The following is a 21760-nucleotide window of genomic DNA, read 5'->3' on the forward strand; positions in this document are numbered from 1 at the left end:
CACACTAGTTTGTAATCTGTGTTATTGAATGAATAAGAATACTTCCTTCCGGATTAGCCTCATCGGGGCGTTAGCGATAATTTCGCTGGTGCCCGGATGGGCACAGAAGCCTTCCGAAAAGCCCAACATCGTGCTGATACTGGCCGATGACATGGGTTTTTCGGACCTGGGAAGTTTTGGTTCCGAGATCCGCACCCCGCATTTGGACAAGCTGGCGCAGGAAGGCCTGCGCATTACCCAGTTTTACAACAGCGGTCGCTGCTGCCCCTCGCGTGCCGCGCTGCTCACCGGCCTGTATCCGCATCAGGCGGGCGTAGGCGACATGGTGCAGGACAAAGGTACACCCGCCTACCAGGGATATTTAAGTAAAAACAGCGCAACCATTGCCCAACTGCTCAAAACGGGCGGTTATAACACAATCGTTTCCGGCAAATGGCATGTGGGCCTTGTTCCGTCGGCCTGGGCCGTGAACCGCGGGTTCGACCAGTCGTTCACGATGCAGAACAACGGCAGCAGCTATTTCAACTCCGAGCCGCTCTACAATGACGGCCGCACGGTAACTTTCCAGCTGAACGGCCGGGAAATCCAGCGGTACGACACCTCACGCTATCTCACACAAGCCATCACCGATTTCGCAATCGAGTCCATCGATCATATAAAGGACCAGCAAAACCCCTTCTTTTTATACCTCGCCTATAACGCGCCGCATTGGCCGATCCAGGCATTGCCGGAGGATATTGCCCGTTACAAAGGCCAATACCTGCAAGGCTGGGACGCATTGCGCGAAGCCCGGTACCGGAAACTCGTTTCGCTCGGCATCATTCAAAAGGAGTGGAAGCTGTCGCCGCGCTACGAAAAAGCGAAAGCGTGGAATGCACTGTCCGTCGCTGAAAAAGAACAGTGGGACACGCGCATGGCCATTTACGCCGCCATGATCGACCGGATGGACCAATGCATCGGACAGGTGCTCGCGAAGCTGAAAGCCATCGGCCGCGACCGGAACACGCTCGTCATTTTCGTCTCCGACAATGGCGGCAGCAGCGACACCGTACGGGAATGGAGTTATGTAACCCCAAAAACAGGCGAACCGGGTTCGGTACATTCGATAGATAGCTATGATCCGCCGTGGGGTAATGCGAGCAATACGCCATTTAAATTATTCAAAAAGAATACGCACGAGGGCGGCATTGCCTCGCCGTTCATCGCCTGGTTTCCCGGCAGGATCAAAGCCAACGCATTGAGCACACAGGTAAGTCACATTACCGATATTACGCCGACGATCCTTGAACTGGCCGGCGTGCATTACCCCGCAACGTTCGGCAACGAAAAGCTGACGCCGCTCGCGGGCAGTTCACTAACATCCTTGTTCCAAAACCCGCAAGCCACCCACGTTAAAACTATTTTTTGGGAGCATGAAGGCAGCCGCGCGGTGCGCAAAGGCGACTGGAAACTGGTGGCGGAAATAAACCAGCCCTGGGAACTCTATGACCTGAAAAACGACCGCAGCGAAAACGACAACCTCGCAGCGCGTTTCCCTCAAAAAGTGAAGGAACTGGAAAGTGAATACCTGGAATGGGCCGCGAAGGTGGGCGTCGTCGATTGGAATACTATTAAATAGTTTTGATATAAATTATTCAAAAACAGTTTGTTATGAAAAATATTTATCGTCCGTGGAATAAGTTGTCGCTCAGCGCGCTGGCTGTGCTGGCGGCAAGCGGGGTTCATGCGCAATATGCACCGACACCGGCTTATCAGGGTAAAATAGGGAAGACGGTTGCGGAAACGCAGCAGGCCTGGCCGGAAAAGAAGAAGGCCGCCAAAGGCTCGCCGAATGTCGTCTGGATCTTGCTGGATGATATCGGGTATGGTGCCATCAGCACTTTCGGAGGATTGATCAACACGCCCACGCTCGATAGCCTGGCGAACAACGGTTTGCGCTATACCAATTTTCACACCACCGCCATTTGCGCACCGACACGCGCGTCCCTGCTCACGGGCCGCAATTCGCATTCTGCGCATATGGGACTTTTCCCCGAAACCGCTATCGGCACACCGGGCTACGACGCGCTCATTCCGTTTGAAAAGGGTACCATTGCCGAAATCCTGAAAGATAACGGGTACAACACGTTTGCATTGGGCAAATGGCACATTACCCCGCTCGCCGACCTTACCCCGGCCGGGCCCTTCAACCGATGGCCGACGGGCCGCGGTTTCGAACAGTTTTACGGCTTCCCGTCCCGCGGCAGCATCGACCAATGGCATCCCGAACTGTGGGAGGGAACCCACCGCGAGGCCGACCGCCAGGATGGCAAGCATTTCAACGAACTCATCGCCGACCGGGCGATCAGCTACCTCGCGAGCCAGAAATCCGGTAACCCCGACAAGCCGTTCTTCCTATATCTAGCCACGGGCGCGGGCCATGCGCCGCATCAGGTGGCCCCAAAATGGTCGGATAAGTACAAAGGGAAATTCGATGCCGGCTGGGATGCGTACCGCGAGCAGGTGCTGGCGAATCAGATCCGGCTCGGCGTAGTGCCGAAAACGGCCAAAGTGCCGCCGCGTAACCCCGGTGTGAAAGCATGGGATGCATTAGGTGCCGACGAGAAGAAATTATATGCGCGGTTTATGGAAACCTACGCGGGTTTTCTGGAACAAACCGACTACGAGATCGGCCGGGTGATCAACCACATCCGCGAGACGGGCGAGCTCGATAATACCATCGTGATCGTGTCGGTAGGCGACAATGGGGCGAGCAAGGAAGGTACGTTCGTGGGGACGGTGAACAACTTCGGTACCGGCATTTCGGAAGAAGAACGTTTGAAGAAGAATATCGAACAGATCGACCTGATCGGCACCGAGTTTTCGAAAGTGAACTATCCGCTCGGCTGGGCCGCTGCGACCAACGTGCCATTCCGCCACTGGAAACAGGACGCCAATTCGGAAGGCGGTACCCACAACCCGCTCATCGTTTTTTATCCCAAAGGCATTAGGGAGAAAGGCGGCATCCGCAACCAGTATGGTCACGTGTCGGACATTTTGCCGACGACCCTGGAGCTCCTGAATATCAAGGCACCGGCCGTTTTAAATGGTATCAAGCAAGACCCGATCGAAGGAACGAGCCTCGCTTACAGCCTCAATGAAGGCGGTGCGAAAAGCCGCCATACGGTTCAGTATTATGAAATCCGCGGCTCGCGCTCTATTTATAAGGATGGCTGGAAGGCAGGCTCTCTGCATGTCAAAGGGCAGGATTTCGAGAAGGATCAATGGGAGTTGTACAATTTGAATGAGGATTTCAACGAGACGAACGACCTGGCCGCTTCCAATCCGGCGAAGCTGAAAGAATTGAAAGCACTATTCGACAGCGAGGCTTTGAAATACAATGTCTACCCGTTGAAAGATGGTACGGAGCCGTTTACACTGCCGACCGCTTATAATCATGTGGATAAAGTGGTGCTATATCCCGGCCAGTCTACGATTATCGATGTGGCGAGCCCGTTTGCATTGAAACGCTCGTTCTCCATCGTGGCCGATGCGGTATTGTCGGGCGTGGGAACGGAAGGAGTGCTGCTCTCGCGCGGTGGCGCGGCAGGGGGGCTCAGCCTTTTTATCCAAAATCAGAAACTGCAATTCGCCTATGCCGTGGGTGACGGGAATAAATATGTGATTGCATCCTCTAATGCGACATTGCCTGCCGGAAAAGCAGAGCTGAAAGCCAGTGTGCAATACGATTCCAATGGCGGCGGCGTGGTGAGTTTGTATGTCAATAATGCAAAGGTAGGCGAGGGGACGCTGGCCAAAACCTCGGATGCATTGTACCTGCACGAAGGGGTCAACGTCGGTTTCGACGACCTCACGCCGGTAGGGGACACGTATAAAGTGCCTTTTGCATTCACAGGCAAAATCAATAAAGTCACCATCGATCTCGCCCCGGCGCAACAGGCGGTTTTAGCGAAGTAATAACCAGGAATTGAAATGAATCTGATCCGTAAAATTCTTCTGGCGATACTCGCGATCGCATTACATCCGGGCGTAAGGGCGCAGGACCGTCCGAACATTCTCTGGATCGTGAGCGAGGACAATACCGTCCTGCTCGGCAGCTATGGAGATAAATTTGCGACGACGCCCAATCTGGACCAGTTCGCGAAGGAAAGTATCCGCTACCAGAATGCATTTTCCACGGCCCCCGTGTGTGCACCCTCGCGTAACACCCTCATCACGGGCATGTACCCGCCCTCGCTCGGCACCGAGCATATGCGCAGCACGTACCCGTCGCCGTCGTTCGTGAAGTTCTTTCCAAAATACCTGCGCGAGGCCGGTTACTACACGACCAACAATGCCAAGAAAGACTACAACACGACCGATCAGCCAGATGCCTGGGACGAATCGAGCAACAAGGCGACTTATAAAAACCGGAAGCCGGGCCAGCCGTTTTTTGCCGTTTTTAACCTCAATGTATCGCACGAAAGCTCCCTGCACGAGCCGTTACCCGCCTTGAAACATGACCCTGAAAAGGTGCCGCTGCCGCCCTACCATCCGGCTACGGCCGAGTTGAAACACGACTGGGCGCAGTATTACGACAAGCTCGAAGAAATGGACCGGCAGTTTGGAAAGCTGTTGCAGGAATTGAAGGACGAAGGGCTGGCGGAGAATACCATCGTGTTCTACTATGCCGATAATGGCGGTGTGCTTGCCCGCAGCAAGCGGTTTATGTACGAATCGGGCCTGCATGTGCCGCTGATCGTCCATTTGCCGCCTAAATACGCGCACCTGGCCAGTCAGAAGCAGGGAAGCGTGTCCGATCGCCTGGTGACGTTCCTGGATTTTGCGCCTACGGTCCTAAGCCTGGTGGACGTTAAGGTGCCCGACTATATGCAGGGCGGGGCATTCCTGGGCAGGCAACAGAAGCCGGAGCCGCCTTATGCATTCGGTTTTCGCGGCCGGATGGACGAGCGGATCGACATGTCGCGGTCGGTGCGGGACAAGAAGTATCGCTACATCCGTAACTATTTGCCCAATAAAATTTATGGCCAGTACCTGGAATACCTCTGGCGGGCACCGTCGGTGAAATCGTGGGAGGATTTGTATAAAGCAGGTAAGCTGAATGCTGTGCAGTCGAAATTCTGGGAGCCGAAGCCGGCGGAGGAGCTTTTCGACGTCGAAGCCGATCCGCACAACATCCACAACCTGGCCGGCGATCCGAAACATAAAAAGGAGCTGGAAAGGCTGCGGAAAGCGAATGCACAATGGCTCAGGAGCTATCGGGATGTCGGTTTCATTCCCGAAGCCATTATTTATGAAATCGCCAAAACGACGCCATTGTTCGATTACGCCCGGAGCGGCAAGTATGACCTTGAAAAAGTCATCGCGACGGCGGATATCGCCACTTCCCGCAATGCATCGCATGCGCCGGCGCTCATCACGGCACTGGGCGATAACGATCCGGTAATCCGCTACTGGGCAGCTACCGGGCTGACGGTTCTCAAAGCAACGTCCGGCAAAGCCGCATTGCAAAAGGCATTGAAAGACCAGGAAGTAGCGGTCCGAATTGCCGCTGCGGAGGCATTATACGTGACCGGGACCGACAAGCCGGGCGCCATCGCGTCATTGACCGATGCATTAAAAAGCGACAATCCCTACGCCCGCCTGCAAGCGCTGAACGTCCTGGACCTGACGGGAAAAGACGCCGCGCCTGCCATTGCCGATGCGGAAAGAATCGCTGCGCAAAAGGCCGAAATGTTTGACTATGACATCCGCGCCGCCAAAGTGCTGCTGAGTAATTACAAGAATTCACAGTAAAGTCGATAGCCGAGGCCAACCACCGAAAGCAGAAAGTCACTTTAAACTCAATTGTAATGAGAACATTCAGACCATTGTTTGTATGGGTATGGCTCCTGGCAGCGCATACCGTCGTTTTCGCGCAAACCGCACCCCGGCGCGACCTCGTTTCGTTCGAGGAATTCGAAAGCCGCCTGGCGAAAGCGGGCAAGAACGCCCAGATCCTCGACGCCCGCCTGCCGGAGGAATATGCGCAGAACCATCTGGAAGGCGCCGTCAGTTTCAGCGTAGCCAACGAGGCCGATTTTACCAAAGCCATTGCCAAACTCGACAAAAACAAGCCGACATTCATTTACTCCATCGCCAACGGCCGCAGCGGCAAACTTGCCAGGGACCTCCGCGACAACGGCTTCACAGAAGTTACCGAATTGCCCGGAGGACTGAGCAAATGGATCGGCCTCGGCAAGCCCGTCGTTTCCACCGTAGGGCCCGGCCTCTCGCTCGCCGACTACCAGGCGTCCCTGAAATCGGACAAGCTGGTACTCGTCGACTTCGGCTCGCGCTACTGCGGGTCGTGCAAAAAACTGGCCCCCACGGTCGATTCCATCAAACACGAGCAAGCCAGCTCTGTAAAAGTGATCACGATCGAAGCCTACGAAAACAAATCTTTGACCAAAGAAGTAGGCGTAACGGCATTACCCACGCTGATCCTCTACCGCGGCAACCAGGTCGTCTGGAAAAAAAGCGGCGTCACGCCGAAAGCAGAAATAGAAAGGGCACTCGCAGAAGCGAATTTGTGATTGGACTAGGTGGACATTCGGCCCGGTATCATACCGGGCCGAATGTTTTGCAGGGAAATCTTATTGCTCATCCTTGCCTTGGGAATCATTTTCCAACGGAACCGTCTGCTTCTGCTTTGCCCGTGCTCTTGCTGCTTTTTCCCTTCTTCTTTTCAGCGCAGGAGAATTTTTGAGCGCTTCGTAAGTTTTTTCCTTGTCTTTAAGAAGTTCTGCGATCCACTCTTCGCGGTCAATTGGTTCAAGGTTTCTCATCCTGTTTTCATGTGTTTATAGTGTTACATTAATTTAAACAATGTTACCCAAATGCCTATCCGTCGTCAAAAACACCGATTATCCTGCGGTAAATAAAAAACCCGTTCAGGATGTGAACGGGTTTTTGAATATGCATTCTGTGTGTGGTTATCATGGTGTTTTTGAATACTAATGCATTGCGAGCCTAACTGACATTCTGCTTTGAACAATCGTCAATCCAAGGGAAAGGCGGTTTGAGTTTGGATAATTGTTCAATGGCTTCCCGGTTTTTTTTTATGACGGCGGGTGAGTTTTTGATCCCTTCAATGAATTTTTCTTTGTCTTTGAGAAGATCTTCAATCCACGCATCCTGATCCACATTTTCCTGCTTTTCCATAAAAGTCTTCATACTGTGATGATGTTAAGTTAAAGATTTATTTGCGATTTGCCAATATCCGGTCATATGTGCTTCCTCGCGTATAGCTCTCGAATTTTCCTGCTTTTACGCCCCAAAATCGTAGCTTAGCCGACAATTCTTCCCAGTTTGAATTGATTCCCCGTTGATAGAGTATGTTCCGTTGATTTTTGCCTAAAAATGCTGATTTCGGATCCATGTATCCCTGAAACGACAGTGTGCTGTGCGGATGTTTTTCCAGGAAAGCTATGGCAATGGCAGCTACCGTTGCAATCACTTTGGGCATGTCCCCATTTCCTGTCCTGATGCTATCATCGAGTACCCAGCTATCCTTCAAGCGAACGATATCGCCAAACGCCAGATTGAAAAGTGGATCGAAATGGGCATTAAGCTCATCGATAAGCGGGCTCATGAGAACCACTTTATGGATTTTTCCGTGAATACCCTCACTTGTAAATGTGTATAGCGATGAATCTTCAATACTTTGGAAGTGGTAAATGTCTTTATTCATATGGATAGTGTGCTCGAAACACTTACCAAAGCGCCCCAACCCCATTCCCTATCCGCCCCGCCCGCCACCACTTATCCTCCGGCAAGAAAAAGCCCGTCCAGGTTGCTGAACGTGCTTTTTGGCATTGAGGGAACGGTTTATCTTCTGGTTTGCGGCCGGGAAATGAGTGGCTAGAAGATGAACTTCGTGCTCAGAAAGTTCGACGTGTCCTCGTGTACGATCTCGTTGATCAGCTGCTTGTTGGCGTCATTCATTTTGAAGGCGACCAGGGAGCGGATCGAAAATGCGCGAATGGCGTCGGGGACGGAAAGGGTACCCTCGGCGCTGTCCTTACGGCCCGTGAACGGGAAGACATCCGGGCCGCGCTGGCATTGGGTGTTAATGTTCACACGGCTTACCTGGTTTACCAGAGGGTCGATGAGCGAGGCTACTTCGTCGGCATTGTTGCTGAAAATGCTCACTTGCTGGCCGTGCGTCGATTCGATGAGGAATTCGATGGTTTCTTCCAGGTCGTCGAACGGTACCACGGGCACGATCGGGCCGAATTGCTCTTCGTGGTAAAGCTTCATATCGCTGTTTACCGGGTATACGACGGCCGGGTAGAAGAATGAGCCTTCGGATTTGCCCCCGTTTTCATTCACCACTTTCGCGCCGTGCGCTTCGGCGTCGGCAATGCAGCCGGTGAGGTATTCGATTTTATTGGTTTCGGGCAGCGGGGTAAGTGATACGCCTTTTTCCCACGGCATGCCGAATTTCAGTTCCGCTACCGCCGCGCTGAATTTTTCGAGGAACGCGTCGGCGACGCTGCGGTGTACCCACACGATTTTCAATGCCGTACAACGCTGACCATTAAACGATAGCGAGCCGGTGATGATTTCCTTCACCGCAAGGCCAAGGTCGGCGTCGGGCGTGACGATAGCTGCATTCTTCGCATCCAGGCCGAGTACCGCGCGCAGGCGGTTCACTTTCGGGTGGGATTTCTTCAACTCATTGGCCACTTTGCTCGAACCGATGAGCGTCAGGACGTTGATTTTGCCGGATTGCATCAGGCCAGGGACGACGGTGTTGCCGCGCCCGTAGATCACGTTCACGACGCCTTTTGGGAAACAGTCGCGGAAAGCCTCCTGCAATGGGTAATGCAGCAGCGTACCGAATTTCGGCGGTTTGAAAAGCAGCGTGTTGCCCATGATCAGTGCGGGGATCAGGGTAGTGAAAGTTTCGTTGAGCGGGTAGTTGAACGGGCCCATACACAGTACCACGCCCAGGGGCGAGCGGCGTACCTGTGCGGCAATGCCGTCGACGATATCGAAGCCGGACGAGTCGCGGTCGAGGTTTTTCAGCGAGTCGATCGTGGCATAAATGTATTCTACCGTACGATCGAATTCCTTCACCGAGTCGGCAAACGACTTGCCGATTTCCCACATGATAAGCTTGACGATGATGTCCTTTTTCTCGATCATGCGCCCGGTAAACTGCTCCACGCAATGGATGCGTTCGGCGACGCCCATGGTAGGCCATTCGCCGCGGCCGTTGTTGTAAGCGGCCACGGCGGCGTCCAGCGCTTCGGCGGCTTCTACGGCAGTTCCCAAAGGGTAGCTTCCAATGAGCTTGCGTTCGAGGCCGTTTTCAGTTTTAATGCAAATCGGAGAATACACCTCGTGGACGGGGCCGTCCCAGGTTTTCATTTCGCCATTGGACAGGTACTCGCGCTGGTGGATCAGCGCAGGCAGGCTGAACTCCGCAGGAATGTCTTTTTCTTCAACAAAGATGTTCTTTAACGTGGAATTGAAATCCATTGAACCAGATTTTTGTGGATAAGAATTGATTTAAAAAAAGCGCACTGGGATAATGACGAAGTTTCGCATTTTTATCCTTATCAACAAGTCTGATTTTGATCAACTTTTGTCTAAATCCGATTTCTTCTTGTCATTTTGAAGAATCGCGTCATGAGGAATATCGACGCCATCGTCAAACCGAGGATCAGCCCGAGCCACATGCCCGAAGCGCCCATCCCGAAATGGAACGCGAGCGTGTAGCCTACCGGGATACCGATTACCCAATAGGCGATACCGATCAGGATCGTGGGCGTTTTTACGTCTTTGATACCTCTCAATAATCCCGCGCCGATGGCCTGGGTGCTATCCGAAATCTGGAAAACGGCAGCGAAAAGGAGCAGTAATGCGGCCAATGCCACTACCTCGGTGTTGTCGTTGAATGCCTTGGGCAGCAGGTTGCGGAATGCCCCGAAGATGATCGCGCAGAGGGTGCCGTAAATCAGCGCGGTAATGAGCGTGCTCTTGCCGATGACGAAAATTTTCTTCCAGTCGCTGCGGCCGAGCGCATTGCTTACGCGGATGGAACCCGCCTGCGCCAGGCCCATCGATACCATGAATGTAAACGACGCGCAGCTGAGCGCGATCTGGTGCGACGCCTGTGCCACGGCGCCCAATGTGCCGATGATAATGCCCGATACGGCGAATGCGCCCGCTTCCATGCCGATTTGCAAGCTGCTCGGCACGCCGATATGCAGCAGCTCGCGCCAGGTTTGCGCTTTGAAATACCATTGGTTACGGCTTACGGCAATGTATTTTTCAAAAGTTTTGTGCTTCAAAATCACGAAAAGCAATGCGAGGAACATCATCGTGCGGGTAATGAGTGTGGCCCAGCCTGCGCCTTCCAGTTCCAGGCGCGGAAAACCCCAGTTGCCGTAAATGAGCAGCCAGTTGAGCAGGATATTGACCGGCATACCGGCCAGCGAGAAGATCATCGCCGTGCGCGTGTGTTCCAAACCGTCGGCAAACTGCTTCAATGTCATGAAAAGGAGCATCGGAATAATGGAAAGGCCCATCAGCCGCATGAACGGGATCGCCAGCTCCGCTACTTCGGGGTCCTGGCCGAGGTTGCGCAGGTAATCTTTGCCGAACAGCAATGTGCAGGAAATAACAAGCGCCGTGAGCGTACAGAGGCAGAAGCCATTGAATAAATAATGCGAAACCTGCTGGGCGTCGCGCCGGCCGTTGGCCAGCGATACCATTTGCGAGACGGAGATCGTCATCCCGATCCCGATCACGAACGGAATGTTCATCGCATTGATTACCAGTGCCGCCGCAGCCAGTTGCTTATAGCTGATGGCGCCTACCATGGCGCTGTCGATCAGGTGGAGGGCCATTTGGGCCAGTTCTCCGATGATAATAGGGAATGCGAGTCGTAGAGTTTGTGATGCTTCGTTCTTCATGGCGTTGTGCGGATGTGCAAAAAGAATGCAAAGGTATGGAAATCCGGTACAGGGTCGGAATGCCGGGCGGAAAGTTCATTTTAATATATCATTAAGGTAGAGTAAAACGGCGGGCCAAAAGGGTTTGTAATGGTAGCAACTTTTTAAAGCATTTGAGAAAATATTACAACGGGATAATGGCTATCAGGAGCAGTTTGAAGCAGGGCTTTCGTCAGGGAAAGTCGCGTGGTTTTGTAAGGGTTATGTGGGTATTGGGAATGCTGGCGGCAATGCCGGCGGTGGCGCAGAATAATGGGAAATTGAAGGTTACCGGCAAGATTATCGACGGTGCGAGCAACGCGCCCCTGGGCTACGCGAGCATCCGGCTGTTCAAAACCACGGATAGCTCGTTCGTGTCGGGCGCGATTACCGACGAGACGGGCGGGTTCATTGTCGACATTGCGGCAGGTACTTATTATGCATTGTCGGAGTTCATCGGTTACAAGCCGAATTATACTACTAATATAAAAGTGAGTGCCGCCAATTCACCGCTCGATCTGGGCGCGATCAAGGTGGCGGCGTCGGCCCGGACGCTCGACGAGGTGACCGTGCAGGCCGAGAAGAGTTCGATGGAGCTTTCGCTGGACAAGAAAGTTTTTAATGTTGGCAAAGACCTGGCTAATGCGGGCGGTACGGCCGTAGACATTCTCACGAACGTGCCTTCTGTGGCCGTGGATGTGGAAGGCAATGTAAGCCTGCGCGGCAGCGGCAATGTGCGCATCCTGATCGATGGAAAGCCATCCGGGCTTGTGAGCATCAAAGGTGCGAGCGGGCTGGCGCAGTTGCAGGGGAGTATGATCGAGCGGGTGGAGATCATTACTAACCCGTCGGCGCGGTATGAGGCTGAGGGGATGGGCGGCGTGATCAATATTGTGCTGAAAAAAGAGCGGAAAGAGGGTGTCAACGGCTCGTTCGACATTATTACCGGGCACCCTACCAACTTTGGCGGCGCAGCCAATATCAATTACAGAAAGAAAAACCTCAATTTCTTCATCAACTACACGATGTCGTACCGGAACACGCCGGGCAAGAATTTCGTCTACCAGGAGCTCTACCGCAACGATTCCACGTTCATCATGGAGCGTGATATGAAGAGTAATCTCAAAGGCATGGCCAACAGCGCCCGCGGTGGTCTGGATTATTATTTCAATACCAAAAACGTCCTCACGGCCGCTTACACCTGGCGCACGAGCAAGGGCAAGCGCTTTTCGACCCTCGATTACCGCGATTACCTCTCCAACCTGGGTAATATGACGAGCTACACGCGCCGTACACAGGACGAAACGGAGACGGAACCGAATGCAGAATATGCATTGACCTACAAAAAAACATTCAACAGGAAAGGGCAGGAGTTTACCGCCGATGTACGCTACCTGGATAACTGGGAGGATTCGGACCAGTATTATCATGAAAACGTGTACAAACCAGATGGCGGCCCGTCGGGCATTCCGCCGCTGCTGCAGCGGGCCGTGAACTATGAAACCGAGAAGCAGCTGCTTTTCCAGGTCGATTATGTGCACCCGTTCGGCAAGGATGGTAAAATCGAGGCGGGCGGGCGCAGCAGTTCGCGGGATATGACGAACGACTACACCGTGACGCAGCAAACGAGCGACGGCGGATGGGTCACGCTGCCGGGGCTGACCAACGACTTTTTGTATGAAGAGAATATCAATGCATTGTACGGCATGATCGGCAACAAAACCGGCAAATTCTCCTACCAGGGCGGTGTGCGGGCCGAATGGACGGGTGTTACAACGACATTGAGAACGACCAGCGAGGTCAACGACCGCAAGTATGCGAACCTCTTTCCGAGCGTGCACGTCACCTACGACTTTGCGAAGCAGAATGCATTTCAGCTTAGTTACAGCCGTCGCGTCCGCAGGCCGCAGTACAACGACCTGACGCCGTTTGCGACTTACAGCGATAACCGTAATTATTGGAGCGGTAACCCTGATTTGAACCCCGAATTCACGAATGCATTCGAGTTCGGGCACGTGAAATATATGAATAAGGGTTCGCTCACGTCATCTGTTTACTACCGCCATACCAACGGCAAAATCATTAGCATCCGCACCGTGCAGGACGACGGCAGCTCTTATACACGCCCCGAAAACCTGGGGACGGAAGATGCCTACGGTGCCGAATTTACGGGCTCTTTCAATCCCTATCCGTGGTGGAAGCTCGATGGCAGCGCCAACTTTTTCCGCTCGATTATCGACGGAACGGGCGTAGACGAGGAATTTCAGAGCGATACTTACAGCTGGTTTGTGCGGGCCATGTCGCGGTTTACGCTTTGGAAAAATACGGATGTGCAGCTGAGGGGCAACTACGAGGCGCCGCAGCAAACGCCGCAGGGCCGCCGCAAAGCATTGGCTACACTCGATCTGGCGGCCACGCGTGACATTTTGCGTGGGAATGGCACGCTGACGCTCACGGTGGTGGACGTTTTCAATTCGCGGAAATTCCGGTCCATCACCGAGGGGGCTAATTTTTATGCACGTAACAGTTCGCAGGGGCGTTTGAGACAAATAAACCTGACGCTGAACTACCGTCTGCACCAGGCCAAGAAGAAGCCGAAAGAGAGCCTGGAAGGTGAATTTTAATGTAAAATAAATTTAGTTAACGGTTTTATTGCCTAACTTGTATCTTCTAACACAGGGATTGATCGCTACTGCACCTCGATTAGGTTGAATGTATTGAGCAACGTTTATGTTATTTCAAGAATACTTAATGTAGGTTATGAGCACAAAACCAAATAAATCTATCTACCTGGCGGACGACGACGAGGATGACTGCATGCTCTTCGAAGATGCGCTGAGAGAGGTGAGCCTTTCGGCAGAACTGCTTACGGCTAATGACGGGGTCGAGCTGATTGATCTGATGGAAAAAACAGTGCCGCCTCCGCCGGATGTAATTTTCCTGGACCTGAATATGCCCCGTAAAAACGGCTTCGAGTGCCTCGACCATATTCGCAAAACCAAAGCCTGGGAGGACATCCCCGTGGTGATCTTCTCTACGACCGGGCAGGAAGAAATGGTCAGGAAAGTGCACGAAAAAGGAGCCAATTTCTTCATCCGCAAACCAGGATCGTTCCCGAAACTGAAACAGGCGATCAAACAAATCCTGGATATCGACTGGACGAAGCACAATTGGACGCCGGCTCCCGAAAACTTTTATTATCAATATTGACTTCTCCCGACTTGTCCGCTTATTTTTGAAAGTATCTTCTTCTTGAAACAGGTGGACAAGTCGAAAAATTTGCATCAGCATTCTTCTGAAAACAGCACACCGCCCGCAGAACGGGTGAATTCCGCGCAGGACAACGAAAGCAAGTTTCGTAATACCGTCAAGCAGGCGCCCGTGGGCATGGCGATCCTCCGAGGGGAGGATTTTGTCGTGGAAATGGCAAACGACGCCTACCTGAGCATTGTCGACCGAACAGAAGACGAGCTCGTGGGGAAATCGCTGTTTACCGGTCTGCCCGAGGTTCGCACCTATGTGGAACCTATCCTGCTCAATGTCCTGCACACCGGCATTGCCTACCACGGTAACGAATTCGAGGTGACGCTCCGGCGCTTCGGGACGCCCCAGCAATGCTTTTTCAACTTTGTATACCAGCCGCTTTTTGAAGAATCGGAGCACGCGTCGGGCGTGATGGTGGTGGCTACGGAAGTAACGCAGCAGGTTTTGTCCAAACAGGCATTGCAAAGCAGTGAAAACCAGTTCAGGAACCTCGTTACACAATCCCAGTTTGCCAAGGCGATCCTGAAAGGCCGTGATTTTGTGATCAGTATTGCCAATGAAAGTATGCTGAACATCTGGCGGCGGCGCCTCGATGCCGTCGTGGGAAAGCGACTGATAGACGTGTTCCCCGAGCTGGAAGGGCAAAAGTTCATCGATCTGCTGCACGATGTGTACGATCATGCTAAAATATATCGTGAGAATGAAGCGATTGCCTACGTGGACGGTCCCGGCGGCCTGAAAAAACATTACCTCGACTTTCAATATGCACCGATCCTGGAACTGGACGGCAGCGTGTCGGGTATTATGGCTTCGGTGAATGATGTGACCGACAAAGTCACCCTTCGCCAGCAGTTCGCCGAAACGGCCGACCGCCTTTCACTCGCTACCGACGGAACACGGCTCGCTACATGGGACCTGAATCTCCAGACCCGTGAAATTATCCATTCGGGAAGACTGGCCGTAATTTTCGGATATGATGAAAATACCGTGCTTACCCACGCTCAGATGCGCGACCAGGTGATGCCGGAGGACCGTACGGCGATCATTGAAAAGGCTTTCCACGCCGCGCTGCAAACAGGCACTTATTACTACGAAGCACGCATTATCCACCAGGACAAATCCATTCACTGGGTAAGGACTCAGGGCAAGGTGTTTTTTGACGAAAATCAGGTGCCGCTGCGCATGCTGGGTACGATGATGGACATTACCGACCGCAAGGAGTCGGAACTCGCCTTGAAGACAAGCGAAGGTAAATTCCGCACCCTGGCCGACTCCATGCCGCAGTTTGTGTGGACGAGCGACACCCAGGGTACGCTGAATTATTTCAACCGCTCGATGATCGACTATTTCGGCCTGGCGCCGGAGGAGCTGGAAATGAATGGCTGGATACAGGCCGTACACCCCGACGACCGGGCCGAGAACCAGCGGCTGTGGATGTATTCCGTCGAGCATGGTACCGATTTCATGTTCGAGCACCGGTTAAAACGTTTTGACGGTGAGTACCGCTGGTACCAATGCAGAGCCATCCCGCAGAACGACGCCGACGGAACGATCCGGATGTGGGTAGGGACCAGTTCGGACATTCACGATAACCGCCTCTTTATCGACCAGCTCGAAACGAAGGTGCAGGAGCGGACACAGCAGCTGATCGTAGCGAATAGCGAACTGGTGCGCACCAATATGGAACTGGCGCAGTTTGCCTACGTGGCCAGCCACGATTTGCAGGAGCCGTTGCGGAAAATCCAGACGTTTGCGACGCGGATACTGGAAACGGAAACCGGGAATTTGTCGGAGCGGGGTAAAGATTATTTTCAAAGGATGCAGGCATCGTCCACACGTATGCAGCAGCTGATTGTGGATCTGCTGGCATTCTCGCGCGCCAACGTGGCCGAGAAGCATCTCGAGAGTACCGACCTGAACCAGGTTTTGCAGAATGTGAAAGATCAGCTGAGCGATGTGATCCAGGCTGAGAATGCGACTATTACCAGCGATGAGTTGCCGGTACGCTATGTGATCGCGTACCAGTTTGAGCAGTTGTTTATGAACCTTGTTGCCAATGCGTTGAAGTTTGTAAGTCCGGGCAGGGCACCGATGATCGAGATACGCTCGGGAGAGGTGGAAGGCGCGGCCATCGCATTGGCGGAAGCCGACCCGACGACGAATTACCAGTATATTTCCTTCTCCGACAACGGCATTGGCTTCGATCCGCAGTTCAAGGACCGCATTTTCCAGGTATTTCAAAGGCTGCACAACCGTTCGGCCTACGAAGGTACAGGCATTGGTCTGGCTATTTGCAAAAAAATCGTGGAGAACCACAAAGGCCTGATCGACGCCGTCGGAAAGCCGGGAGCGGGATCTACATTTATCATTTATTTGCCTGCGGAGGGCTGATCACGCATTGCTTTTTGAACGCCCGGAATAGGTAACTGCGATCCCGAGCAAGATCACTACGCCGCCGGCGATCATTTGCAGGGTGATCTTTTCACCAATAAAAATCCACGCGAAAAGCCCCGTCACCACCGCCTGGCTCAAAAGGCTGAGCGAAACGCTTTTGGCGTCCAGTTGCTTCACCGCCGAGCTGATCGTAAGCCAGCCGATCAATTGGCAGATCAATCCCTGCACGACGAAAACACCCCATATTACCGGTTCGAAATGCCGGACCGGATGATCGAAGATGAGGCAGATCGCAAACAAGTAGACACTGGAAACGGCCATACTGACCGTCATAAAGCTCACAATGTCGATTTTGTTCAAAACCGTTTTGCTAATGAGCATATACGAGGCGTACAATATGCCGGATAGGACGGCCAATCCGAAACCGAGATCGAACCGCATGGTCGCAAATGTTTCAAAACCAATCAATATCACCATTCCGGCGAGCGCGACCAGGGTGCCGAGCCAGAAGCGCGGGCCGGGTTTGTCGGGCAAGAAGAGGAATGTGCCTATGCCCACCCACACGGGCGAAAGATTGGTAAGCAACGTGGCCTGGGTTGCATTGGAATAGTGAATGGAGAGGTTCCAGACGGCAATATCGGTAGCGAAAATGATGCCGCAGAGCACGATAGGCAGCCACAGCGCCGCGCACGGCACGGTGAACTTTCTCCGAAAAACCACGTAAGGCAGCAAGAACACCAGCCCGAAAAACATGCGGTAAAATGCGGAGGTAACGCCTGAAACGGGCGCCCATTTAACCAGGACAGGAAAAATGCTGATGCTGATAATCCCGATAATCAGGTTAACGCGGGGATTTGACATAAATCGGATAAATTGTGGGCAAAGATAAGCGATCCTTAATCTTCGGCACCAATCACTTTCACTCTTCCGATCTCGCCTGATTCGAGCCGTACCTTAATGCCATGGGTGTGTACGGGTGCTTTTGTGAGAATGTCCTTTACAATGCCCTGGGTGAGCTTGCCGGAACGCTGGTCTTTTTTGAGCACGATGGAGACGGAAAGTCCCGGTGCGATATTCTTTCTTTCTGTGCCTGACAGTGAAGACATGCCTATGCCGCTTTCGCGGGTTTTATTTTTTGTAAAATCTTGATTTCATCGATCGAAATGGTGCTGATCAGCTCGAAAAGGCCATTGATCGTTTTTAAATCCGACAGCATTTTGCGCGCCGGGGATTGGTCGGCGACCTCGATACCGAGCTCTTTGATCTCCTTTTTCCGCTTTGCGAGCAGCTCGATCAGGCGCTGGTTCTGCGGCAACGATTCCCGCACGATTTCCAGGCTGTTGCCGGTTTTACCATCGATGATGTCCGTCGCGGCCTGCAACTGGCGGTCGATCTGCCGGATCATCAGTTCGAATTCGACGGAAAATTCGGAATATTCCAGCATTTGCGCATAGGTCGACAGCGACGCGATGTAGGAAGTGAGCATATGGCTCGTCGCCACAAACTGGTGGTATTCCTCCATATTCAGCTGCTGGCGCTTGGGTTCGGAAAGCATTTTCTGAAAGTTGTCCGAGAGGTTGGCCATCGCAATGATCGCGTTCTTGCGCAATACTTTCAATTCGTTGATATCCAGCTGTTTTCCTGTAAATTTAGCGGCTACGAGGTCAAAATACCGCCGGTTTGCTTCGAGGGCTTCCTTCATATATTGCTTGATCTGCGAATGCTCCCAGACGGGCAGCACGTAGGAAGAAATAACGTAGGCGATCAGCGAACCGATGACCGTATCCACGACGCGGTCTTGCAGCACGGCCGTCACATGCTGCGGGTTCAGGAAATGGAAGGACAGGATCACATACAGCGTGATGCTCGTAGAAGCGACGAAATAATTGATTTTCAGGAAACTGTATGCCAAAATCATGGCTATCATCATGAAAATGAACAGCGGCGTGCTCTCATCGATGAGGTAAAGCATGAGAAAACCGATCACCACGCCCAGCATGGTGCCGCCGATGCGGTGGATGTTGCGCTGCTTGGTAATGCTGAATGCGGGTTTAAGGATCACGGCGATCGTCAGCAAAATCCAGTAACCGTGCCCCACTGCAAAGAAGAGCGACGCGGTATAACCCGCCAGCAAACCCAGCGTAACGCGCACCGCATGCCGGAAATGGCTGGATTTCAGCGAAAGGTTATCGAGCAGGATGCGCGGATGGTAGTCCTGTTTGGGTGTAAAATCCTCCGCTTCGACGGTCAGTTTGTAGTCGGTACTCACGTCGGCTTCGTATTTCGTGGCCCTGTGCAGCTTTTTCACCCGCTCGGTCACGTCCTGCAAGCTGTTCAGGATCTGGCGTAGCATGATGAAATCCTCCATATTATCGTGGTTCATCTTATGCTCGCGCATCCGCTCGAAGGCACGCTGGCATTTGTTGAACGCTTCGTCGAGGTCGTGGCGCGGATGGGATGCATACCCGCTCTGTACGGCCAGCCCGATCTGCTGAATTTCCGCCGCCAGCCAGGTAATGTACGTACCGAACAGCCGCAGCACCTTCGTGTGGTCGAATGCGCGGTGAAGGTTGGCGTAATTCTGCTGCGAATTCAGGATGCGTTCGAAAAGGTCGATGCTGTCCAGGAACATCAGCATCAGAATACGGCTCTTGGTGGTCGATTCGGTTACGATCTCCCGGGTCTTGAACAGGATTTCGCGCAGGTTTTCATGGTTTTCGCGGAGGATCACCTGCTGGTGCACCATCCGGTTGAACAGCTCGTCGTAGTTGGGATTGGCAAAATAGTAGTCAGCCTTAATGGAAAGCAATTTGCCCAGTTCTACAAAATTTTCTCCCAAAAGCTGTTGTATGAGCTTGTAGGGCAATAGTTTTTGTAAAACCATGAACAATATGAAGTACCAGATCCCGCCGGCGGAAAAGATCGCCGCGGTACGGAACACCATGTCGCCGCTGAGGTGGTCATCAATGTTAAATACAAAAACGAGCAGCGAAATAAGCCCGATGCTGTTCACGCGGTTGCCATATACGCCTGCGAGCGAGAAAAACATCCCGAAGACGATGATTTCCAGGAAAATGATCAATGGGAAATGCCGCAGGTAGCCCGTCACGCACGCGACGACAAAACAGGTGGCAATGGCAACCAGCAATGCATTGCGCCTTCTGTGGTAGGGGCCGGGATTGTCCGTTCCGCCGATGAGCAGCGTGCCGAGCGGAAATGCAATCATCTCGCTCAGAATCCCGTAGTGCTGAAAAATAAGGCTTGGGATGACCGTTCCCAGGGTTAGGCGTACACCGGTCGACAGGTAATGGCTGGAAATAAATTTTTTGAACTCGTCGAGGTAATTCATAGAGTCAGGACACGGTGTACTATTGCAATACTACTATTTTAAATCTCACAACCAACAAAAGCTGTACCAAATTTTGAGGCTACGCCAAGTGGGATAACATTTCGGCATGGGCCGTTTTTAGTATCTTTGAAAGGGAATAGGATGGGCGTCCGGCAGAAAATTCTGATTGCCCGGCTAATTCCCGAACCATTGCCATCCCGTTATAGTTCTATTTTGAGCGACTTCAACAAAAAAGTTTTCGAGTTTTGAGAAAAAGGATCAGACGTAACGCCAGATTGGTCCGTTACGTAGTTTACAAAGAGACATTAATCGATTTTAAGGACCATTTCTGGACTTTTATCGGTTCATTTCTCGGTATCGGCCTTATCGGATTGCTCAACGAGCGACAGTTCACCGATTCCGACTCGTTGTTCCTCATCGGCTCTTTCGGGGCCTCGTCGGTGCTCATCTACGGCATCGTGAACAGCCCGCTCGCGCAGCCGCGTAACCTCATAGGCGGGCACGTGCTATGTGCGCTAGTGGGTGTGACGGTGCATAAGATCATTCCCGATCAGATCTGGGTGGCCTCCGCATTCGCCGTTTCGATATCCATTGTATTAATGCAGGTGACCAAAACACTACATCCGCCGGGCGGCGCTACGGCGCTCATTGCCAATATCGGTTCCGAGAAAATCAAGGCGCTGGGTTATATGTATGTGCTGAGCCCGGTACTGAGCGGTGTACTGATCCTGCTTTTCGTGGCCGTGGCGGTGAACCGTTTTGCCGCCCACCGCAAATACCCCGCCAACAAAAACTGGTACAAAGTATGGGAGCGGAAGTATTTCACCAGGGTTTAAAACAAAAATAGCTGCTCTTTCGGGCAGCTATTTTTGCAAGGTCAAATCTTGCTATTATTCGTCGTGACCGATTTTGCTGATCGCTTTGTCGATTTCGTACAATCCGGTGCCATCTTCGCCGATCACGTCGAACAGCTCGATCGCGCGGCGTGCGTTGTCTTCTTCTTCGATCTGCTCGCTTACGAACCATTGCAGGAAGTTTTCGGTGCCGTAATCTTCTTCTCTGCGGGCGGCAGTCACAATGCGGTTAATCGATTGTGTTACTGCGATTTCGCTTTGCAATGCAGTCTCGAAAACGCTTCTGAATGTAGGATATTCCTGTTTCACGCCTGATACTTCCGGAGAAATCGCTGTTCCGCCTACTGTCATCAGGTAGTTGAAGATTTTCAGCATGTGGCCGCGTTCTTCGTCAGATTGTTTCAGGAAATAGTGGGCGCTGCGCTTGAAACCGTTGCGGTCACACCATGACGCCATGGCCAGATATTTGGCGGAAGCTTCGGCTTCCATCTTCACCTGGTTGTTCAAAAGTATCTCTATCTCCTCTTTGAGGGAAGTACGTGCTCTGAGTAAGTCTTTCATGATTTTGCTTGTTTATTCGTGTCTTAACAAGTGCAAATATCATGCGAAAGTTCATGATTCCAAATCGTTTTAGAAATTTGGAAACGGTCTAATATAGTCTGAATGAGTAATTTAGACTAATTCTCGCTCCATGAAGAGCACCTGGTGAAGCATGGAATTGAGCTCGATCGCGAAGTGCGTACCGTTCACAAGCTCGCGCAACTGGATCACTTCGCAGAGCGTCATTTTGTGGCCCGTGTTCAATCGGGGAACCTCAACGAACTCATAGTCAGACTCGTCGGATAGGTCGAAGATTTTGCTGTGGATGTCGATGCTGTTAATGAAACGACGGAAATTCAGAAAATCCAGAATTT

Annotated in this window: 17 protein-coding genes; 8 read left to right on the top strand and 9 right to left on the bottom strand. The window is 52.5% G+C overall.

Going from position 1 to position 21760, the window contains the following annotated elements:
- Nucleotides 1-28 precede the first annotated feature (28 nt).
- The 4 genes from H144_RS0104025 to H144_RS0104040 are packed head-to-tail and all read left to right on the top strand — an operon-like array spanning nucleotide 29 to nucleotide 6575.
- Nucleotides 29-1618: an arylsulfatase gene (locus tag H144_RS0104025; RefSeq protein WP_019940751.1), complete on the top strand. Its 1590-nt coding sequence runs from the start codon at nucleotides 29-31 to the stop codon at nucleotides 1616-1618.
- A gap of 32 nt (nucleotides 1619-1650) precedes the next feature.
- Complete coding sequence (locus H144_RS0104030) at nucleotides 1651-3957, top strand: arylsulfatase (RefSeq protein WP_019940752.1); 2307 nt, start codon at nucleotides 1651-1653, stop codon at nucleotides 3955-3957.
- A gap of 15 nt (nucleotides 3958-3972) precedes the next feature.
- Nucleotides 3973-5796 (top strand): sulfatase-like hydrolase/transferase, encoded by a 1824-nt coding sequence (locus H144_RS0104035; RefSeq protein ID WP_019940753.1) that lies wholly within the window; start codon nucleotides 3973-3975, stop codon nucleotides 5794-5796.
- Between the two features lie 56 nt (nucleotides 5797-5852).
- Nucleotides 5853-6575, top strand: coding sequence for a thioredoxin domain-containing protein (locus H144_RS0104040; protein WP_026350401.1), 723 nt, complete (start codon nucleotides 5853-5855; stop codon nucleotides 6573-6575).
- Nucleotides 6576-6635: 60 nt separating this feature from the next.
- Here H144_RS0104040 and H144_RS0104045 read toward each other — a convergent pair whose 3' ends face one another.
- The 5 genes from H144_RS0104045 to H144_RS0104065 form a co-directional block, all read right to left on the bottom strand.
- Nucleotides 6636-6827 (bottom strand): hypothetical protein, encoded by a 192-nt coding sequence (locus H144_RS0104045; RefSeq protein ID WP_019940755.1) that lies wholly within the window; start codon nucleotides 6825-6827, stop codon nucleotides 6636-6638.
- A gap of 184 nt (nucleotides 6828-7011) precedes the next feature.
- Nucleotides 7012-7215: a hypothetical protein gene (locus H144_RS0104050; protein WP_019940756.1), complete on the bottom strand. Its 204-nt coding sequence runs from the start codon at nucleotides 7213-7215 to the stop codon at nucleotides 7012-7014.
- 25 nt (nucleotides 7216-7240) lie between these two features.
- Nucleotides 7241-7732, bottom strand: coding sequence for a DUF6934 family protein (locus H144_RS0104055; protein ID WP_019940757.1), 492 nt, complete (start codon nucleotides 7730-7732; stop codon nucleotides 7241-7243).
- Nucleotides 7733-7902: 170 nt separating this feature from the next.
- Nucleotides 7903-9528, bottom strand: a complete 1626-nt coding sequence (locus H144_RS0104060; RefSeq protein ID WP_019940758.1) for an NADP-dependent glyceraldehyde-3-phosphate dehydrogenase — start codon at nucleotides 9526-9528, stop codon at nucleotides 7903-7905.
- A 110-nt stretch (nucleotides 9529-9638) separates the two neighbouring features.
- A complete protein-coding gene (locus H144_RS0104065; RefSeq protein ID WP_019940759.1) occupies nucleotides 9639-10967 on the bottom strand; it encodes an MATE family efflux transporter in 1329 nt (442 codons plus the stop codon).
- A 257-nt stretch (nucleotides 10968-11224) separates the two neighbouring features.
- On the opposite strand from H144_RS0104065, the gene H144_RS0104070 reads away from it, so the two are divergent.
- The 3 genes from H144_RS0104070 to H144_RS0104080 all read left to right on the top strand — a co-directional run bounded on the left by H144_RS0104070 (nucleotide 11225) and on the right by H144_RS0104080 (nucleotide 16640).
- Complete coding sequence (locus H144_RS0104070) at nucleotides 11225-13609, top strand: TonB-dependent receptor (protein ID WP_019940760.1); 2385 nt, start codon at nucleotides 11225-11227, stop codon at nucleotides 13607-13609.
- A 136-nt stretch (nucleotides 13610-13745) separates the two neighbouring features.
- Nucleotides 13746-14195, top strand: a complete 450-nt coding sequence (locus H144_RS0104075) for a response regulator (RefSeq protein WP_019940761.1) — start codon at nucleotides 13746-13748, stop codon at nucleotides 14193-14195.
- Between the two features lie 51 nt (nucleotides 14196-14246).
- Nucleotides 14247-16640, top strand: coding sequence for a PAS domain S-box protein (locus H144_RS0104080; protein WP_157504548.1), 2394 nt, complete (start codon nucleotides 14247-14249; stop codon nucleotides 16638-16640).
- Here the strand turns inward: H144_RS0104080 and H144_RS0104085 are convergent, their stop codons facing one another.
- From H144_RS0104085 to H144_RS0104095, 3 genes are read right to left on the bottom strand one after another with little or no spacing between them, the layout of a single operon-like run.
- Entirely contained in the window at nucleotides 16641-17504 is an 864-nt protein-coding gene (locus H144_RS0104085) for a DMT family transporter (protein WP_019940763.1), read from the bottom strand. It lies immediately after the preceding gene.
- A 35-nt stretch (nucleotides 17505-17539) separates the two neighbouring features.
- Nucleotides 17540-17749 carry a YwbE family protein gene (locus H144_RS0104090; RefSeq protein ID WP_019940764.1) on the bottom strand — a complete coding sequence of 70 codons (210 nt, stop codon included), beginning with the start codon at nucleotides 17747-17749 and terminating at the stop codon, nucleotides 17540-17542.
- A 2-nt stretch (nucleotides 17750-17751) separates the two neighbouring features.
- On the bottom strand, nucleotides 17752-19992 hold the full coding sequence (locus H144_RS0104095; protein ID WP_019940765.1) for an FUSC family protein: 2241 nt from the start codon (nucleotides 19990-19992) through the stop codon (nucleotides 17752-17754).
- Nucleotides 19993-20237: 245 nt separating this feature from the next.
- On the opposite strand from H144_RS0104095, the gene H144_RS0104105 reads away from it, so the two are divergent.
- Nucleotides 20238-20828, top strand: a complete 591-nt coding sequence (locus H144_RS0104105) for an HPP family protein (RefSeq protein ID WP_026350403.1) — start codon at nucleotides 20238-20240, stop codon at nucleotides 20826-20828.
- Nucleotides 20829-20882: 54 nt separating this feature from the next.
- Here the strand turns inward: H144_RS0104105 and H144_RS0104110 are convergent, their stop codons facing one another.
- Nucleotides 20883-21407: a ferritin gene (locus H144_RS0104110; RefSeq protein ID WP_019940768.1), complete on the bottom strand. Its 525-nt coding sequence runs from the start codon at nucleotides 21405-21407 to the stop codon at nucleotides 20883-20885.
- Between the last annotated feature and the right edge of the window lie 353 nt (nucleotides 21408-21760).

The organism is Dyadobacter beijingensis DSM 21582 (assembly GCF_000382205.1).
In the GTDB taxonomy this organism is placed as follows: Bacteria; Bacteroidota; Bacteroidia; order Cytophagales; family Spirosomataceae; genus Dyadobacter; species Dyadobacter beijingensis.

What these genes read in the sequence shown, in the direction of transcription:
- H144_RS0104035 (WP_019940753.1), top strand. Translation starts at nt 3,973, where the DNA reads ATGAATCTGATCCGTAAAATTCTTCTGGCGATACTCGCGATCGCATTA.
- H144_RS0104090 (WP_019940764.1), bottom strand. Translation starts at nt 17,749, where the DNA reads ATGTCTTCACTGTCAGGCACAGAAAGAAAGAATATCGCACCGGGACTT.
- H144_RS0104065 (WP_019940759.1), bottom strand. Translation starts at nt 10,967, where the DNA reads ATGAAGAACGAAGCATCACAAACTCTACGACTCGCATTCCCTATTATC.
- H144_RS0104095 (WP_019940765.1), bottom strand. Translation starts at nt 19,992, where the DNA reads ATGAATTACCTCGACGAGTTCAAAAAATTTATTTCCAGCCATTACCTG.
- H144_RS0104040 (WP_026350401.1), top strand. Translation starts at nt 5,853, where the DNA reads ATGAGAACATTCAGACCATTGTTTGTATGGGTATGGCTCCTGGCAGCG.
- H144_RS0104055 (WP_019940757.1), bottom strand. Translation starts at nt 7,732, where the DNA reads ATGAATAAAGACATTTACCACTTCCAAAGTATTGAAGATTCATCGCTA.
- H144_RS0104030 (WP_019940752.1), top strand. Translation starts at nt 1,651, where the DNA reads ATGAAAAATATTTATCGTCCGTGGAATAAGTTGTCGCTCAGCGCGCTG.
- H144_RS0104075 (WP_019940761.1), top strand. Translation starts at nt 13,746, where the DNA reads ATGAGCACAAAACCAAATAAATCTATCTACCTGGCGGACGACGACGAG.
- H144_RS0104045 (WP_019940755.1), bottom strand. Translation starts at nt 6,827, where the DNA reads ATGAGAAACCTTGAACCAATTGACCGCGAAGAGTGGATCGCAGAACTT.
- H144_RS0104110 (WP_019940768.1), bottom strand. Translation starts at nt 21,407, where the DNA reads ATGAAAGACTTACTCAGAGCACGTACTTCCCTCAAAGAGGAGATAGAG.
- H144_RS0104070 (WP_019940760.1), top strand. Translation starts at nt 11,225, where the DNA reads ATGCTGGCGGCAATGCCGGCGGTGGCGCAGAATAATGGGAAATTGAAG.
- H144_RS0104050 (WP_019940756.1), bottom strand. Translation starts at nt 7,215, where the DNA reads ATGAAGACTTTTATGGAAAAGCAGGAAAATGTGGATCAGGATGCGTGG.
- H144_RS0104085 (WP_019940763.1), bottom strand. Translation starts at nt 17,504, where the DNA reads ATGTCAAATCCCCGCGTTAACCTGATTATCGGGATTATCAGCATCAGC.
- H144_RS0104025 (WP_019940751.1), top strand. Translation starts at nt 29, where the DNA reads ATGAATAAGAATACTTCCTTCCGGATTAGCCTCATCGGGGCGTTAGCG.
- H144_RS0104060 (WP_019940758.1), bottom strand. Translation starts at nt 9,528, where the DNA reads ATGGATTTCAATTCCACGTTAAAGAACATCTTTGTTGAAGAAAAAGAC.